Source organism: Dyadobacter sp. CY326 (assembly GCF_021390515.1).
GTDB lineage: Bacteria > Bacteroidota > Bacteroidia > Cytophagales > Spirosomataceae > Dyadobacter.
In genome coordinates this window covers 192,783-209,372 of the sequence record NZ_JAJUXI010000009.1, presented here as the reverse complement: position 1 = coordinate 209,372, position 16,590 = coordinate 192,783, and the positions used below count along the sequence as shown (strand labels likewise).

At 45.5% G+C, this 16,590-nt stretch carries 12 protein-coding genes and 1 tRNA gene; 5 read left to right on the top strand and 8 right to left on the bottom strand.

Annotated elements, in window-relative coordinates; translation table 11 throughout:
• Window positions 1-31: 31 nt before the first annotated feature.
• The 3 genes from LZG73_RS19010 to LZG73_RS19000 form a co-directional block, all read right to left on the bottom strand.
• The gene (locus LZG73_RS19010) at window positions 32-3,088 is read right to left on the bottom strand and encodes a glycoside hydrolase family 3 N-terminal domain-containing protein (RefSeq protein ID WP_233853487.1); all 3,057 of its coding nucleotides are present in this window, start codon (window positions 3,086-3,088) and stop codon (window positions 32-34) included.
• Between the two features lie 189 nt (window positions 3,089-3,277).
• On the bottom strand, window positions 3,278-3,985 hold the full coding sequence (locus LZG73_RS19005; RefSeq protein ID WP_233853486.1) for an ATP-binding cassette domain-containing protein: 708 nt from the start codon (window positions 3,983-3,985) through the stop codon (window positions 3,278-3,280).
• Between the two features lie 48 nt (window positions 3,986-4,033).
• Window positions 4,034-5,149 (bottom strand): acyltransferase family protein, encoded by a 1,116-nt coding sequence (locus tag LZG73_RS19000; RefSeq protein WP_233853483.1) that lies wholly within the window; start codon window positions 5,147-5,149, stop codon window positions 4,034-4,036.
• A gap of 221 nt (window positions 5,150-5,370) precedes the next feature.
• On the opposite strand from LZG73_RS19000, the gene LZG73_RS18995 reads away from it, so the two are divergent.
• Both LZG73_RS18995 and LZG73_RS18990 read left to right on the top strand, forming a co-directional pair.
• Window positions 5,371-5,781: a hypothetical protein gene (locus tag LZG73_RS18995; RefSeq protein WP_233853481.1), complete on the top strand. Its 411-nt coding sequence runs from the start codon at window positions 5,371-5,373 to the stop codon at window positions 5,779-5,781.
• Between the two features lie 133 nt (window positions 5,782-5,914).
• A complete protein-coding gene (locus LZG73_RS18990) occupies window positions 5,915-7,042 on the top strand; it encodes an ATP-binding protein (protein WP_233853480.1) in 1,128 nt (375 codons plus the stop codon).
• Between the two features lie 8 nt (window positions 7,043-7,050).
• On the opposite strand, the gene LZG73_RS18985 is transcribed toward LZG73_RS18990, so the two are convergent.
• The 5 genes from LZG73_RS18985 to asnS all read right to left on the bottom strand — a co-directional run bounded on the left by LZG73_RS18985 (window position 7,051) and on the right by asnS (window position 14,744).
• Window positions 7,051-8,718 carry a NuoM family protein gene (locus LZG73_RS18985; RefSeq protein WP_233853479.1) on the bottom strand — a complete coding sequence of 556 codons (1,668 nt, stop codon included), beginning with the start codon at window positions 8,716-8,718 and terminating at the stop codon, window positions 7,051-7,053.
• 40 nt (window positions 8,719-8,758) lie between these two features.
• Window positions 8,759-10,720, bottom strand: a complete 1,962-nt coding sequence (gene nuoL, locus LZG73_RS18980; RefSeq protein ID WP_233853478.1) for an NADH-quinone oxidoreductase subunit L — start codon at window positions 10,718-10,720, stop codon at window positions 8,759-8,761.
• 55 nt (window positions 10,721-10,775) lie between these two features.
• Window positions 10,776-12,011, bottom strand: coding sequence for a serine hydrolase (locus LZG73_RS18975; protein ID WP_233853476.1), 1,236 nt, complete (start codon window positions 12,009-12,011; stop codon window positions 10,776-10,778).
• A 75-nt stretch (window positions 12,012-12,086) separates the two neighbouring features.
• Window positions 12,087-13,229 (bottom strand): hypothetical protein, encoded by a 1,143-nt coding sequence (locus LZG73_RS18970; RefSeq protein WP_233853475.1) that lies wholly within the window; start codon window positions 13,227-13,229, stop codon window positions 12,087-12,089.
• A 78-nt stretch (window positions 13,230-13,307) separates the two neighbouring features.
• Window positions 13,308-14,744: an asparagine--tRNA ligase gene (gene asnS, locus LZG73_RS18965; RefSeq protein ID WP_233853474.1), complete on the bottom strand. Its 1,437-nt coding sequence runs from the start codon at window positions 14,742-14,744 to the stop codon at window positions 13,308-13,310.
• Window positions 14,745-14,935: 191 nt separating this feature from the next.
• On the opposite strand from asnS, the gene LZG73_RS18960 reads away from it, so the two are divergent.
• The 3 genes from LZG73_RS18960 to LZG73_RS18950 all read left to right on the top strand — a co-directional run bounded on the left by LZG73_RS18960 (window position 14,936) and on the right by LZG73_RS18950 (window position 16,575).
• Window positions 14,936-15,574 carry a hypothetical protein gene (locus LZG73_RS18960; RefSeq protein ID WP_233853473.1) on the top strand — a complete coding sequence of 213 codons (639 nt, stop codon included), beginning with the start codon at window positions 14,936-14,938 and terminating at the stop codon, window positions 15,572-15,574.
• Window positions 15,575-15,590: 16 nt separating this feature from the next.
• On the top strand, window positions 15,591-16,370 hold the full coding sequence (locus LZG73_RS18955; RefSeq protein ID WP_233853472.1) for an enoyl-CoA hydratase/isomerase family protein: 780 nt from the start codon (window positions 15,591-15,593) through the stop codon (window positions 16,368-16,370).
• A gap of 131 nt (window positions 16,371-16,501) precedes the next feature.
• Window positions 16,502-16,575: transfer RNA gene (locus tag LZG73_RS18950), tRNA-Arg, on the top strand.
• Window positions 16,576-16,590: the final 15 nt, after the last annotated feature.

The window sequence follows — 16,590 nt, the reverse complement described above, 5'->3', positions numbered from 1 at the left end:
GAGATATTTTTCAAATACACTTTCCCCTGTTTTAAGGAAGCTCGCTTTTCCGCTCGATAAGTGAACTATAGACTACATCCTGGATTTTTCTGCGCGTGCGGTGCGTCGTAATTGCCGCATTTTCAGGGTCGGGGTTGACGCGATTTGAAAGGAAAACAAACACCAAATCTTCTTCCGGGTCCACCCAAACCATTGTGCCCGTGAAGCCCGTATGTCCGAAAGAATTTACAGACGCTTGTGGCGATACGTAAGAACTGTTGCCGTCGCCAGGTGCTTTGTCCCATCCAAGTCCGCGATGGTGAGATTCATCATATAATCTTGAAAACATCGGAACCGTTGCATTTTCATAATATCTCCGACCGGCATAACTGCCTTTCCAGAGATTCATTTGAAACAAAACCGCAAGGTCCCGGGCTGTCCCAAAAAGCCCGGCATGGCCTGCAACCCCTCCTACGATGGCTGCCATTTGGTCATGCGCCGTGCCTTGTATCAGCTGATTCCTGAAACGATAATCCTGTTCGGTTGGCGCAATTTGCTTCTCCGAAAAACGACGCAGCGGATTGAATCCCAAATAAGCCAGGCCCAATGGTTCGTAAATGTTAGCCGCAACGAAAATGTCTAATGGCTGTCCCGTTACGCGCTCAATGATCTTTTGCAAAGTAAGAAAACCGAGGTCGCTATACAGATAACCATAACTCCCTGCACGGTCTTTTCGGTTGTTCATAGGCGATTCGATCACCCATTTCCACACAGAATCGCGCATGGCTCCTTTGGCAAAAAGCTTTGGCGCAACTTGCAGATAAAAAGCCGTGTCTGCTTTTGAACTATAATATTCCGGCAACAATCCTCCTGCACTGGTTTTGGTTCGATCCCAAAGCGGAGGGTAAAATGACACCATTCCGGTCCGATGCAAAAGAATGTCGCGGACGGTGAAATTCTGTTTGTTCGTGCCAACAAGTTCCGGCAGGTAAAACGATGCTTTTTCATCCAGATCAATTTGCTTCCGGTCGTATAAAAGCATTACAGCCTGCAATGTGGCAGACACTTTTGTAAGCGAAGCCAGATCATAAATGGTTTCTGAAGTGACTCTTTCGGGGGTGCGGTAACTCAGCGCACCAAATTGTTTATCATAAACGATTTTCCCTTTTCTTGACACCAAAACCTCACAGCCCGGAAAAACATGCTCATTGACAGCCGACGTGGCAAGCTCATCGATCTTTTTGAGCGAACTTCCGTCCATTCCCACACTTTCGGGCGTGCCGAATGCAATGCGGTTGATGGGGATTGTGCTCACGCCGCTGCCTGCTTTGTAGGACGACACCGAAACGGGCAACCGGCCTTCTGATTTTATGGCGCCAAATATGATCTGCGGCACAATTTCCTGCTGATCCTTCCCATCCTGGCTCGCACAAATAAGCACATCTGTTTCAGGAAAAAATTGAATGCTGTATGGTGTCCCGAAAATGCAAAGAATGACTTTTTTATTCTGCTCTTTGAGGCGATTGACAAAACTTACCATGCCTGCATTAACACCATAATTGCCACGCGGATTGGACGAAATGCCATGCACATCCACAATCACCGTGTTATATGGCTCCAAGTAAGTCAGCATTTCCGAAATCTGCTCCGGTGACGATGGCCCGTCATAAAATGTGTAGGATCGCATTGGTTTGTAAGTCGAAAGCATTTTCTGAAATGCAATGCCACTTCCCTCTCCTATGCTCACAGAAGCCATATTGTCGCCGATAACAGATCCAATCGGCAGCATATCATTGCCGTTTTTAACAACCGTGACCGATGCCTCGCACAACTCGCGATAAAGTTCTTTGCTCTTTTCGGTGTTCAGGTCTGCATAAAGGTTATTGGTGTCAATTGGTTTATATTGACTCAATCCCGACCAATATTTAGCTTGCAGAATGCGCTTAACTTTATCATCTATGATTTTTTCACTGATCCTTTTCTGATCGATGGCGTCTTTGATTTTAGCAATTGTTTCGGCAATGCTTTCAGGGTAAAGCAACACGTCATTTCCGGCGATAAGGGCTTTGAGATTGACTTCTGCGGCTTTTCCGGTTTTCAAAACCCCGCGCATGTTCATCGCGTCCGTAAACACCAGTCCGCGGAATCCAAGCTCTTTGCGCAAAAGTCCGGTTACCACTTTTTCAGAAAGCGAGCTGGCCAAATTCGGCGTGCTATCCAACGCTGGAATGTATAAATGTCCGCTCAAAACACCCATCAGGCTGTCGGCGATCATGCCGCGATACGGATAAAGGTCGGTTTCACTCAGTTGCTCGACCGAATGCGTGAGAACGGGCAATGTAAAATGTGAATCTGCGTCCGTATCGCCGTGTCCGGGAAAATGCTTGGCTGTGGCAATGATTTGGTTGTGCTGCAAACCTTTCATATAAGCAATCGCCTTGCGCGTCACGTTTTCACGATCTTCTCCAAATGAACGAATGCCGATCACGGGATTACCCGGATTGCTGTTAATGTCTGAAACGGGGGCAAAATTGATTTGAATGCCCAACCGACTGCATTGTCTGGCGATGTCGCTGCCCATTCTGTAAATGAGCGCGTCGTCCTGAATAGAGCCGAGCACCATTTGTTTGGGGAAAGAAATCGTGCTGTCAAGGCGCATGCCAAGGCCCCATTCGCCGTCAATGCCTATAAAAAGCGGGATTTTTGATTGGGACTGGTAACGATTGGTAAGTTGCGCCTGTCCCAATGGTCCGCCTTGGAAAAAGATCAGACCGCCAATGTGGAAGTCGTTGATCAGCCTGTCAATGTATTTGTAATGAGCTTCGTCGCGATTGGAAAAAGTGGCCACCATGAACAGTTGGCCAATCTTTTGCTCTATTGTAAGCGTTTTCAGCGTGCTGTCAACCCATTCATTTTCGGGAAGCACCAGCACGGGATCAAATCTTTTCTTCGCTTTTTTAACAGACAGCTCGACGGGTTTAGTTGTGGAAATTTCTGGTTTTTCAACAACGGCAATGATCTTCCACGCAACGGAAGCCATTGAAGTTAGAACCACCAGCAACACTACACCTGCAACTAAACGAAACCGGCTTAACAACCAATTTTTCATACTCCGAACCACTGAATTTAACGAGGGATTGTTAGGTTATCTGACTTTTGCACTGCTTTCAATGAATTTATCAAAGGTTACAATGATAACAAATTCCAGTTTGAATAAATCCGAAAAAAAAGTGTTTTAATGCAATTCTAATATTTCATTTTTCTCCGTTATTTCGGCAATCCAGTGCTGTCACGCACTTTAACTGGTCAAGCTGCGGAAAATCTCTTCCAGAGAATTTCCAGTTTCCCGAAGTTTTTCCAATGAGCTGTCACTCACCACTTTTCCTTTGTTAATGATAATCACGCGGTCGCAAAGCGCTTCCACTTCCTGCATAATGTGTGTTGAAAAAAGCACCGTCTTATCTTTTCCCGCATTGCGAATAACCTCACGAATTTCTTGTATCTGATTGGGGTCCAGCCCCGTAGTCGGCTCATCGAGGATCAAAACGGAAGGGTCATGCAGAAATGATTGCGCGAGTCCAACTCTTTGACGATAACCTTTTGAAAGCTGACCGATTTTTTTTCGTTTTTCGACTTCCAATCCGCAAAGCGCAATCACTTCATCCACCCGCGACTTTAAAACTGCCGACTTCATGCCATACATTTTCCCTGAAAAGATCAGGAACTCAGTCACATACATATCCAGATACAACGGGTTATGCTCTGGCAAATATCCAATTGTCCTTCGCGCAGGCATAGGCTGCTCCGCCACGTCATACTCAGCGACTTTGGCCGATCCCTCTGAGGCTTTGAGATAACCCGTCAATATTTTCATCGTCGTAGATTTCCCTGCTCCGTTCGGGCCAAGAAAACCGACGATTTCACCTTTTTTCAAACTAAATGAAATGCCATCTATCGCACGCTGCGCTCCGTAGATTTTGGTGAGGTTGGTGACTTGAATGGACATTTTTTAATGAGTGAATGGGTGAATTCTCAATGAGTGAATATGCTTGAATTAAACTTTCAAAAATAGCTTATTTCTGTATAACAGATACATAAATGCCCATTGAACCATGATGTAGGCGATCACTTCTCCTACGGCCTCAATGGTGTGTGGGAAATAACTGAGTATGCCGCCGAATATCGCCTGGGCCGTGTAATTGAAGTTGATGTAACTGCCGACCATGTAAATCACAATGGAGTTCATGCCGATCACTACAAAAAACAATGTCCATTTCCGATAGTTGAGCACATCGACGATCCAGTAAAACAATGCCAGCAACAATGTGCTGAACCCGCCTGCACACAGCACGAACGAACTCGTCCAAAGATTCTTGTTGATCGGGAAAAAGTAATCCCACACGACGCATAGCAGCAGGCTGACAATTCCTGCGAAAACCAGGTAAACCACTTTGCTGTTTTTGGATAAAACCTCTTCACTTGTGCGTAAAAGCTCACCCGCAAAAATGCCCATTAACCCGGTTGCAATCGCCGGAACGGTTGAAACCAGGCCTTCCGGATCATGGATCGTTAAATGCAAGCGTCCGGGAATGACCATTCTGTCGATATAACTTGCTGGGTTGCATTCCATTGTAAGCAAACCCGCACCGCAGCCCGGAACCGGAAAGAAAGTCATGAACAGATAATAACCGATCAGAATGCCGATGAACCAGATCCATCTGGTTCTTTTTTCGGTGTATAAATAAATGATTTGGGCGAACATTCCTGCCAATCCAATGCGGGCTAAAACGCTTGGATAGCGCATGTTATGCCATTCGGTGTGGAATAAGCCGTTGTTGTAAATGACGCCGAGCAACACCAAAATGAGTCCGCGCTGGATCACTTTCCGGATTAATTCCGATGGTGGCACTCCTTTTTCAAGTCGGCTGCCGAGTGAAAAAGGCGTCGAAACGCCGGCCATGAAGAGGAATGTTGGAAAGATGAGGTCATAGGCGCGAAAGCCGTTCCAATCGGGGTGTGTAAACTGGTGTGCCATAAAAATGGCCCAGGACCAGCCTGTAACCTTTGCGAGCACTGCGAAAATTTCTTCGCCTCCTGAAATCCAAAACATGTCAAAACCACGCAACGTATCCAGCGACAACAATCTCTGCGGCGGAGAACTATCTTTCATCTGATAAATAAGGGTAAAGAGAAATAAAATTTGGCAAAAGGGGCATTGTTAGGAATAAAAACTATTTACAATTACTGTAAAGATTGCGAAAAATACCATTTATAATTTGGAGCTAAATGACTTTTATTCAAAAAACCATATAAGTGCCGCAATCGATTATATAACCCGGTCGCCGGCTGTCGTTATAAGCGTCAATATTTCAAATCACCATTCTTGACTCCATGAAAAAACCACTAATGCTTTGTTTGTTGGCTGTAACCATGTTTTTTGCGAGCTGCGCAACTTCCAACACGAGCAACACATCGGATAATGACGAGGCTTACCGCAATGAAGAATCCGTCCCCAACAGCAAACTCAACAACAAAAGGCTTGAAAAAAACCTGGACCGCTTTGCAAAGGAGCTTGACCTCAGCAAACGCCAGCAAAAACAATTGAAAAAAATCGACCGCAGATACGCCCGAATGGATCGCAAACTTTCCAGAAGTGACGACGACAAACGCCGCGACCACAAAAGATTATCCGAAGAAAAACGACAAGAAATCATCGAAGTCCTGACACCCGAACAACAGCAAACTTTGCAATCTCTGACCAAAAAAGGACGTTTCAGTTTAGATCAGCTTTTCGGAAAATAGCACTGTCTGAATGATAAGAATGGATTCAAATCCTTAAATATTATGATATAAATGGATTTGAATCCTTGAATATTATGATTAAAATGGATTTGACTCATTTTTGTTTATCTTTATGGTGCGTTTTAACAACACCATGATAGACAGAAATCAACTGGAATATGCGCTCAGCCATCTTTTCAAAGGAAAGGCGTTTATTATATATGGCCCAAGACAGGCTGGAAAAACGACTTTTTCGGAACAATTGCTGGCAACAGTAGGGAAAAAGACATTGAGGTTAAACGGCGATGACGCCGATATTCGCGAGTTATTTGCCAAGCCTAATACTGCCTTTTTAGAGAGGTTAATTGGAGAAAACGAAATTGTCTTCATTGACGAAGCGCAACGCATTCCGGAAATAGGGCTTGTCATTAAAATTATTGTTGACCAATTCAAAAAAGTGCAAGTTATAGCAACGGGCTCTTCCTCTTTCGAATTGGCTGGAAATATCAATGAGCCACTTACAGGCAGGCGTTATGAAATGCAACTCCTCCCATTATCATACAATGAACTGCTCAAACATTCCGACTTCCTAAATGAGCAGAGGTTGCTGGAACAGCGCATGATTTATGGATGCTATCCAGAGATTATTGTCGATCCAAACAACGCTGAAAAACACCTCAAATTGATCGCTAACAGCTATTTGTACAAGGATCTTCTGACATTGGAACAGATTAAAAAACCTGTTTTGCTTGAAAAGATAGTTAAAGCAATTGCATTGCAGGTCGGCAGTGAGGTTAATATAACGGAAATTGGCCGTCTGGTGCAAGCTGATAACAAAACTGTTGAGAAGTATATTAATTTACTGGAAAAAGCTTTCGTACTCTTCTCAGTGCCTGCCTTCTCCGGAAATTTACGAAACGAAATCAGAAAAGGCAGAAAGTTGTATTTCTACGACAATGGCATTATCAATGCAGTTACCAATAATTTCAATCCTTTACAAAATAGAAATGACGTCGGCGCATTATGGGAAAATCACATTATTAGTGAGCGGGTTAAACTGCTTAACGAAATAGGGACGGACGCAAAGATATATTTCTGGAGAACCACTCAGCAGCAAGAAGTAGATTATATCGAGCAAATAGGAACAAACTTGCGCGCTTTCGAATTCAAGTGGAACCCCAATGCAACGCAACGTTTTCCCTCAACATTTCTTACCGCTTATCCCAAAGCAACCACAGACGTTGTCACTCCAAAGAATAGGGACGAATTTTTAAGAAAGTAGCTGAATTTTCATTCCAACCCTCCCAACCAAGCTTCCACAGTCGGCCCGGTCATGTCGAATAATATTCCTGGAAGAAGTCCTAGCAGGATGGTGAGGATGACGAGCGGAATGAGCATTCCTTTTTCACGTCTGGTGAGGTCGGAGAGGACGTGGAGGCTGCCGTTTTTGTACCAAAATGCTCCGAAAAACATGCGCTGGTAAGTCCAGAGAAAATATGCGGCTGCCAGCACGATGCCCAATGTGGATAGCGCCGGAATCCAGACGGGCAATGCTTCTGATTGGAATGCGCCCATTAATGTGAAAAGCTCGCCTACAAATCCCGAGAACCCGGGAAGTCCTAACGATGCGAAGAATGCGATGCCGGTGATAATGGTATATTGTGGCATGACAGCGATCAGCCCACGATAATGATCGATTCGGCGGTCGTGGGTGCGGTCATAAACGACACCGGTAAGAATAAACAGCATGGCTGAAAGCACGCCGTGACTCACCATTTGGTAAATCGCGCCATTAATGCCTTCGGCTGTGAATGCTGCAACGCCCAACAACACAAAACCCATGTGCGAAACGGACGAGTAAGCTATCATTTTTTTGAGATCGCTTTGTCCCAATGCATTGAATCCGCCGTAAACAATGGAAATCATGCCGAGTATGGCCAGCGGAACTGCGCTGTGTTGCGCTTCAACGGGAAAGAAACCATCGACAATTCTGATAAACCCATAACCACCAATTTTCAGCAAAATCCCAGCTAGTACGACGGAAATAGGCGTTGGCGCTTCCACGTGCGCATCGGGCAGCCACGTATGCACAGGCACAACGGGCAATTTGACTGCAAATCCAACAAACAAAAACCAGAAGGCAAGCAGCCGCAACGGAATGCTGCCAATCGAATATTCCGAAGCAATGCTCAACAATGATCCCGGAATGTAGTTGTTGGGATCGGCCAAATAAGCAAAGCGGAATGTGTGTACAAGCTGTTCAGGAGCGATTTTGCCGTCGATCAGCCATTGTTGAATTTGCGAAATAAGGTCGGGATGGATGGGATCGTCAATGCCCAGTATGCCGACTGCCTTGGCCGTTTCGAGCGGATCTATTACAGACAAATACAAGGCGATCATCACGATCAGGATCAGCAGGGAGCCGAAAAATGTATAAATGAAGAACTTCAATGCTGCATATTCGCGCCTCGGACCGCCCCACAAACCAATGAGAAAATACATTGGCAGAAGCATGAATTCGAAGAAAAGATAAAAAAGGAAGAAGTCCTGCGCCAAAAAGCAGCCTATGACGCTGCCCGTCAAGAGCAGATACAATGCAAAATAAGCGCGCGATTTTTGAACAATGTTCCAGGAACTGATCACACCCACAAACAAAACAACAACCGCCAAAAGCACGAGCGGAAAGCTGATCCCGTCCACAGCAAGCGCGTAATCAATGGAAACAACGCCCAAAGCGCCAATGGGCAATGTAATCCAATCCGTAACTTCACTTAACTGGTGTCCCGGATTGCCGTTATCGAAAGAAAAGTAAAGAAAAGCTGCAAGCAAAAACTCCAATGCAAGTGCAACAAGCGCGATGATCCTGAAACTTTCGGGGCGTTTTGCTGGCCAGACAGCCACGGCAGCGGCTCCGAGCAAAGGAATGGCAATAAGTAATGTAAGTATATGATCAATCATCCAGTAAGAATTTAAAAAGCAGTCAGTTAAGCGGATTTGCTTATAATATGACCAGCCACAATATCAGTAAAAATAAGCCCATCACGGTCACAATGTAATAGGATTGAATTTTCCCATTTTGCAAATTCCGTACTGCCTGACCGCCAGACCTGATGGAATAAACGATGAGATTAACGCCTCCGTCCACAAAAAACCTGTCGAACCAGCCGATCAAATGGCCGAGCACAACGCTCATTTTCGCAATGCGGTCGATTATGGAATCAATAAAGCGCTTTTCAAATATTTTTAAATATTTGGTAATGAAGGCAAACGGAATGATGAAATAGTCGGTGTTGGAATAATCCCTTAACCAAGCAAATTTTCGCGTTTCAATTACCAGATTGTCGACTGGTTTTGAAGCAACAACTTTGAATGGATTTTCAGTTTTGGTTTGCCTGAAAGCCAGAGAAATCGAAACGAAGGTTACGGCGCTGGCAATGACGGGCACCCAGGCCAAATGTGCTTCGGCTTCCTGCCCAATGAACGCCAAAAACCAACCCGCAGCATCGAAAGGATTCCAGGAAAACCAAAAAAATAATGACAATGCAGCCAAAAAAGCCATTGGCAGCCACATCAATGCAGGCGATTCATGCGGATGAATTTGGGAAATTGAAAACCTGTTTTCTCCAAAAAACACCAGCCATAATTGCCTTGTCATATAATATGCCGTAAGTCCGGCGGAGAAAATGACCAGGATTGGAAAAACATAAAACAAAGCGCCCAACTCTCCTGCCCAAAGAAAACCTTCGGTAATGATGGCGTCTTTTGACAAAAATCCTGAGAAGAATGGCAGTCCAGCCAATGAAGCTGCACAAATCGTAAAGCAACTGAACGTTACCGGCAATGCTTTCCGCAATCCGCCCATCGTGCGCATGTCCTGCGGGTCGAAGTTTAAATCAGCATTCGCCGGCGAAACTGCGTGTATGACCGATCCGGCTGAAAGGAATAATCCGGCTTTGAAGAATGCGTGCGTAGCGAGATGGAACATGGCAGTCTGCCAACTTCCGAAACCGACGGCAACGACCATTAACCCCAGTTGCGACATCGTAGAATAAGCCAGCACGCGCTTGATATCCCACACTTGCATGGCCTTCACCGCCCCGATCAGCATTGTGATCGTGCCAATGATGGCAATGACGAGCCTGGCTTCAAAAGTGAGCAGAAAGGAAATTCTTGCCAATAAAAAAATACCGGCTGCAACCATTGTGGCTGCGTGAATGAGTGCCGAAACCGGCGTAGGGCCTTCCATTGCATCCGGCAACCAACCTGAGAGTGGAAATTGGGCCGATTTTCCCATGCAACCGCCGAATAGGCAAAACCCGATTGCTGTTAAGATCCCGGGATTTATTGTGTCAAGGTTTGATGCAATTACTTCAAAGTCGGTAGAACCAATATAGTAAAACAACATTAAAATGCCGGTCAGAAAGGCTGCATCGCCGATTCTGTTTAGTACGAATGCTTTTTGCGCAGCCCACACAGCCCTTGGTTTTAAATACCAAAATCCAATTAGCAAATAAGATGAAAGCCCAACCAATTCCCAGAAAATGTACATCACCAGCAAACTTCCGGACAGCACAATGCCGATCATTGAAAAGAGAAAAAGCTGAATGAATGCGAAATAACGGTGCAGGTTTTTGTCACCATGCAAATAGGAAATCGAATAAAGCTGGACCAATAACGCCACAAAATGCACAATGGCGAGCATGATGCAGGTCAGCACATCGAATCGGAAAGAAAGGTCAATGGGGGTCTGGCCGATTGAAAGCCAGTGAAAATTGATAATGTGGAGCGCGTGAATGTCAGCATATAACAAGCTGATGACCAAGCCCGAAGCAGTGATCAATGCGCCTGCCCACCCTGCTGGCTTGTTGAACCCTTTACCAGCTGACCACAATAAAAGAAAACCCAAAAACGGCAATCCCAACAGCAGATAAGCAGGTAAAAAGTACGCAGAATCGGGCATAGGGTGCTGGACTTCGTTTGTTTTCGGCAAATATCCTGAATTCGTTCAAACAATGCTAGATGTCTTTCTCAATATCCTCGATCTTGCCCGAGCCGTGGATTACTTCCAGCAATTCTTTGAGGTCATAAGTGGAGCGATTGTAGGAATTTCCCAAAACAATAATGACCGCCTCGTCTTCGGGGCAAACCCAAAGCATGGTGTTATAACCTTTCCACCAGCCGCCGTGGTAAATAAAGCGCGGCGTGTTGTCTTCCTTAATGTGCATCCGGAAGCCATAACCGTAATTTCGGATGCCTGCACGCTCGAAACTTCTGGGTTTGAATGCTTCATCAAGGAGTTTTTTATCCAATAACAATCCCTGAGACAAGCCATTATAGAAGCGATAAATGTCGCCCGTGGTTGAATACAAGCCTTTATCGCCTACAACATCATCATAATAATCTTTCGCCAACCGACGCCCAAACTGATGCCCGGCCGTCCTGAATTGTACAGCGGCACTGGATGTGTCCGTTACCAAAAATGAATTGGTCATGCCAAGCGGCGCGAAAATCTGATCATATAAATAAGTGCCAAATTTCTCTCCCGACACTTTTTCAACGATGGCGGCAAGGACGCAGTAATTGGTGTTGCAATAGTTAAATGACCTTCCAGGGCGGTTATAGGGCGTTGGCGTGGGCACAACCTTGGCATACCAGTCCATAATATCCAGATTATCAGGATATTTTTTGCCGTGACGCACGCTATCATCGAAAGAATAAATATAATTGGGCAGTCCGCTGCGGTGGCTCAGCAGCATGTCAACTTTTACGCCGTGATATGGGAAATCAGGAAAAAACCGCTGCACGGAATCGTCCAGACTCACCCGGCCTTCCTGCACCAGTTTCAAAACCGCAACGGCAGTGAATGGCTTGGAAAGTGACGCAAGCTGAAACCGTGAATGGCTGTTGAGTGAATCCTTTTCTTTGATATGCGCAAAACCAAACGAGTTTTGATACAAAACCTGCCCTTTTTGAACAATAAGCACGTTTCCATTAAAACCGGCTCGCTTTTTGCGCCTGAAAATGTCTTCTATTTTAGAGATTTTCAATGCCGTCGCCGCATCAGGATTCTTGACTGGAACCGGGTCCAGCTTGGAAACCATTTTGCCATCGACCATGATTTCCTCAGGTCCCGGCTTGGTTTTTCGCACCAGTCCCCACGAAACAACTAGGATAACCAGGACAGCTAATGCCGCCCACCACACTTTCGGCTGCACTTTTTTCAACATGGGCTTCAAGCCATTAATTTTCATCAGAACGTCGCTTTGCTAACGAAAAACCGAAAGCAATTTTTATACTAGAGCAATGCAAATAAAGCGCACAATATTTTACGGAACTAATACTTTCGCATGTTCTTTACGGCCATTATTTTGGTAAGTTAACAAATACAGGCCCGGCGAAAGTGGCGTGATAGGATACAGATCAACATATCCAAGCGCATCTATTTGATAATAGAATGGTCTCGGCGATCCACCCGGATCGCTAAATTGCAGCGCATCAGGATTAATATCTGTTCCAAAAACCGAAATTTTGCTGGCCGAGGCAGGATTGGGAGCGACATAGAAAGTTGGCTTATCACTAATTATACTAACCGCCACATTCGGCGACAGCGCAAAACGATCGTCCAAATCGATCATGCGCAGTCTGTAATAATGTGTGCCTGGGCCAGGCTTTTCATCAACGAATGCATAAGGTGTCCGTCCATCCGTTTCGCCATTTGCTGCCACCGTTCCGATCGCTTCGAATGTTTGCGAATCAGTGCTGCGTTCGATCACAAATTCTTTGCTGTTCTTTTCCCAACCCGTTTCCCATGAAAGCTGCACTTTCCCTTCATTCGAGGAAGCTTTGAAATAGGTCAGATCGATCGGCAGGACAATGGCCAGAACCTCGCCGTTCACAATGATTTCGTCAAACCAAAGCGTGCCGTGAATGTTGGAAGGACTGTATCCATAAATCCGGAACGAAAAAGTATTTTCGGACAGATTATTGAACTCGGCAGGAACAGAAAAAGTGTAAAACAGATTTGGTTTGACCAGTGACGATGCGCTAAGATCTGACGCAAAGCCGTCCATACTCGTGCGAATTGTGAATTGCGTCGGCCCATCAGGTGAGCGCCGCAGACGCAGGGAAATGCTTGAAATATTGTATTTGAATGACTTTGCTGAAAAAGCAAACTCCATATAGCGGCCGTTGGACAAAGCAATGGGCCAGGGCCTCACCACATACGCCGCCACAACAGCGCCCCCTAATCCATAGCCATCATTCAGCGCATTAGTATTTGCTCCGCCTACTAAAACGGCATCATTCGGAACAAAATTCGCATGATTGGAAACCCCGGCCAGCATGTTATCCATCGACCATTTAATTTTAAAAGCATCCTGTGCAGCGCCTCTGGAAACAAAAAGCAGCACCATTGACCAAGTCAGAATGGTGCTGCTAAAAAACGAATAAAAGTCCTTTTTCAAGTCCATGATCTTTAAGATTTACAGTATTTGCTTGATTGATACGGTAAAGCTTAAAATGGGTCACGGGGGTGGGGAGATTTTTTTTTAAAACTCCGCGCTCTTCGGATATCTCGGGAATGGAATCACATCGCGGATGTTACCCATGCCCGTGACGAACTGCACCAAACGCTCGAATCCGAGGCCGAAACCGGAGTGCGGCGCGGTGCCGAATTTCCTGGTTTCCAGATACCACCAGATCGTTTGCGGATCAATGCCAACTTCATGAACGCGGCCCAAAAGTTTGTCATAATCCTCTTCACGCTGACTTCCGCCAATTATTTCTCCGATCCCTGGAAAAAGCACGTCCATCGCACGAACAGTCTTTCCATCCTCGTCAAGCTTCATATAGAACGACTTGATTTCTCTTGGATAATTGGTCAGGATAACGGGTTTCTTGAAATGTTTTTCCACCAAATAACGCTCATGCTCGCTCGAAAGATCGATTCCCCAGCCAACCGGATATTGGAATTTCTTTTCTTTATGTGGTTTTGATTTAAGCAAAATTTCAATGGCCTCCGTGTAAGTCAGACGTTCAAACGGATTGTCAACTACAAAACTCAGCTTTTCAAGAAGCGGGATAGAACGCTCATTTTGAGGCTTGTTCTTTTCCTCTTCCGCCAATCTGTTTTGCAAGAAATTAAGATCATCCTTGCAGTTTTCCAAAGCATAAGTGATCACTTTCTTGACAAAATCCTCAGCAAGATCCATGTTGTCTTCCAGTTCGAAAAACGCCATTTCAGGCTCAATCATCCAAAATTCGGCCAAATGGCGAGTTGTGTTGGAATTTTCTGCACGGAATGTCGGACCGAATGTATAAATTTTGGAAAGCGCCATCGCGCCCAGTTCACCTTCGAGCTGGCCCGAAACGGTGAGGTTCGCTTCTCTTCCGAAAAAGTCTTCTTTGAAATTGATCGCCCCTTCGTCTGTTCGCGGTAACTTGTTCAGATCCAATGTTGTAACCCGGAACATTTCGCCAGCACCTTCCGCATCGGATGCTGTGATGATCGGCGTATTTAAATAGAAAAAACCGCCGTCATTGAAATAAGAATGGACCGCGAAGGCCAATGCGTGGCGAATGCGCAGAATTGCACTGAATGTGTTAGTCCGTGGCCTCAAATGAGCGATTTCACGCAAAAATTCGAGCGAATGCTTTTTAGGCTGCAATGGAAAAACTTCCGGATCAGCCGTTCCATAAACCAGAATATCCTCAATTTTCACTTCAACCGCCTGTCCAGAACCTTGTGATTCTACCAATTGCCCGGTAATTTTTAGACAAGAACCTGTTGTAACGGAAAGCAAAAGTTCTGCGGAAAACTGACCTGGTTCGGCCACAGCCTGTATATTATGAATCGTGGAACCGTCATTTAACGCGATAAAAATGGCGTTTTTACTCTCACGTTTTGTCCTAACCCACCCTTTTACAACAATGGACTGGTTTTCAGGAGATGTTTGTAAAATTTCTTTGATTTGCAACGGTCCCATTTTTCTAAATTTCAATCTTTAATTAACTGAATGCTTGTAAATCCGGCCTTCCGAATGAGGCGCAAAATTACAAATTACCCTACGAAAACCTATTCCGCGCCCCTAACTTACTTTTGCTTGGGAACCGGGTGTTGTACAGAGCCGTTTTCGCCTTAATTTTATCGTTTACTTTCGGATTAAAGACTATTGCCTTGAACAATCGAATCGCGCTCATATTATCAGTTGTGTTTCATCCGCTGATTCTCACGAGTTATCTTTTTGCCTTATTATTTATCTTTTCGCCCGATCTGGTCGGCGTCAGCGCGTTTGAATTGCCTGCTTTGGGTAGTTTGCTGCTGCTATTATTCCTGAACACATTCATAGCCCCCTCGCTTGTTGTTTATTATTTTCAAAAAATGGGCATCATCAGCACCATGCATGTGGACGACCTCGCCGAGCGCAGACTGCCGTATCTGGCCTGCATCATTATATATGCGCTTGCCACCTATTTATTTGGCTGGCAATTGCAGCCTATCAGCGAAATGGCCCCTCAAATTTCATTTATCCTGGGCGGTGCGACTGTCTCATTATTAGTTGTTACGGTGGTTAGTTTGTTTTGGAAAATCAGCGCGCACGCAACCGGAATCGGCGGAACAATTGGGATGATAACCTGTCTGCTTATGCGCAATGACGAAGCGCAATTGCTTGGTCCACTTATCGTTACCTTGTTGATTGCGGGCTGGCTGCTAAGCGCGAGACTGCATTTAAATGCACACACGCCAGCTCAAATCTTCGTCGGCTTTCTTAGCGGCATTATGGTGAGTAGCCTGACGGTTTATTTCTTCTTTTGATCAAAACCAGATCGCAATGTATCAACACATTCTTTTCGAAAACACCAATGGCGTCGCACGGATCACATTGAACAGGCCGCAAGTTTACCACGCATTGAGCCCGGCTTTAATCAACGAAATCACCATTGCTGTAAAAGCAGCTGAAAGTGATGATAATGTGCGTGTTATCGTGATCACGGGAGCTGGCGAAAAAGCATTCTGTTCCGGCGCCGACCTTAAAGATGTTTCAAATTCGGGAAAAACCGCCGGTGAAATTTTGAGAGAATATTATAACCCAATGATCCAGGCCATCAGGACTGTCCCGAAGCCTGTTGTGTGCCGGCTCAATGGTCTGGCAGTGGGTGCAGGATGTTCCCTAGCCCTCGCTTGTGACCTTGTCATCGCCCGGGAAGACGCCTATTTAAGTTTACTTTTTGTTCAAATCGGCTTAATGCCAGACGCCGGCGCCACCTTCTTTTTGCCGCGCCTGGTTGGCATGGCAAAAGCATTCGAGATCGCTTCGACAGGCCGTAAAGTTTACGCCCCGGAAGCGGCCAGCATTGGATTAATCAGCCAGTCCGTCCCTCCGAGTGAACTGGACAATGCGGTTGATAAAGCAGTTGCCTATTATCGCTCAGCCCCCACAAAAGCAATTGGCGCGATGAAGCAGGTTTTCAACCAATCCTTCCACTCCGATCTGGCTCAAATGCAGGAATTGGAGTTAATAAATCAGGAAAAACTCTTCAACACCGCCGATGCCCGCGAAGGGATTACATCATTTCTGCAAAAGAAAGCCCCTGATTTTCAGGGGCGATGAGATGAAATAAAAACTTTTTCCTAACTTTTCACCCGAACAATTTGCTGCAAACAACCTCATTTCCTATCTTTGCAGTCCAATTCAGGATATGGCAAAGCATCAGCCGCCAAAAATGAATTTGGAAATATTAAGGTTTCGTAGCTCAATTGGATAGAGCACCTGACTACGGATCAGGAGGTTTGGGGTTCGAATCCCTACGAGACCACTACTAAGGCGCCTT

Bases quoted from the DNA above. Each gene is read 5' to 3' on its own strand.
- LZG73_RS19010 (WP_233853487.1), bottom strand. From the start codon at position 3,088: ATGAAAAATTGGTTGTTAAGCCGGTTTCGTTTAGTTGCAGGTGTAGTG.
- LZG73_RS19005 (WP_233853486.1), bottom strand. From the start codon at position 3,985: ATGTCCATTCAAGTCACCAACCTCACCAAAATCTACGGAGCGCAGCGT.
- LZG73_RS19000 (WP_233853483.1), bottom strand. From the start codon at position 5,149: ATGAAAGATAGTTCTCCGCCGCAGAGATTGTTGTCGCTGGATACGTTG.
- LZG73_RS18995 (WP_233853481.1), top strand. From the start codon at position 5,371: ATGAAAAAACCACTAATGCTTTGTTTGTTGGCTGTAACCATGTTTTTT.
- LZG73_RS18990 (WP_233853480.1), top strand. From the start codon at position 5,915: ATGATAGACAGAAATCAACTGGAATATGCGCTCAGCCATCTTTTCAAA.
- LZG73_RS18985 (WP_233853479.1), bottom strand. From the start codon at position 8,718: ATGATTGATCATATACTTACATTACTTATTGCCATTCCTTTGCTCGGA.
- nuoL (WP_233853478.1), bottom strand. From the start codon at position 10,720: ATGCCCGATTCTGCGTACTTTTTACCTGCTTATCTGCTGTTGGGATTG.
- LZG73_RS18975 (WP_233853476.1), bottom strand. From the start codon at position 12,011: ATGAAAATTAATGGCTTGAAGCCCATGTTGAAAAAAGTGCAGCCGAAA.
- LZG73_RS18970 (WP_233853475.1), bottom strand. From the start codon at position 13,229: ATGGACTTGAAAAAGGACTTTTATTCGTTTTTTAGCAGCACCATTCTG.
- asnS (WP_233853474.1), bottom strand. From the start codon at position 14,744: ATGGGACCGTTGCAAATCAAAGAAATTTTACAAACATCTCCTGAAAAC.
- LZG73_RS18955 (WP_233853472.1), top strand. From the start codon at position 15,591: ATGTATCAACACATTCTTTTCGAAAACACCAATGGCGTCGCACGGATC.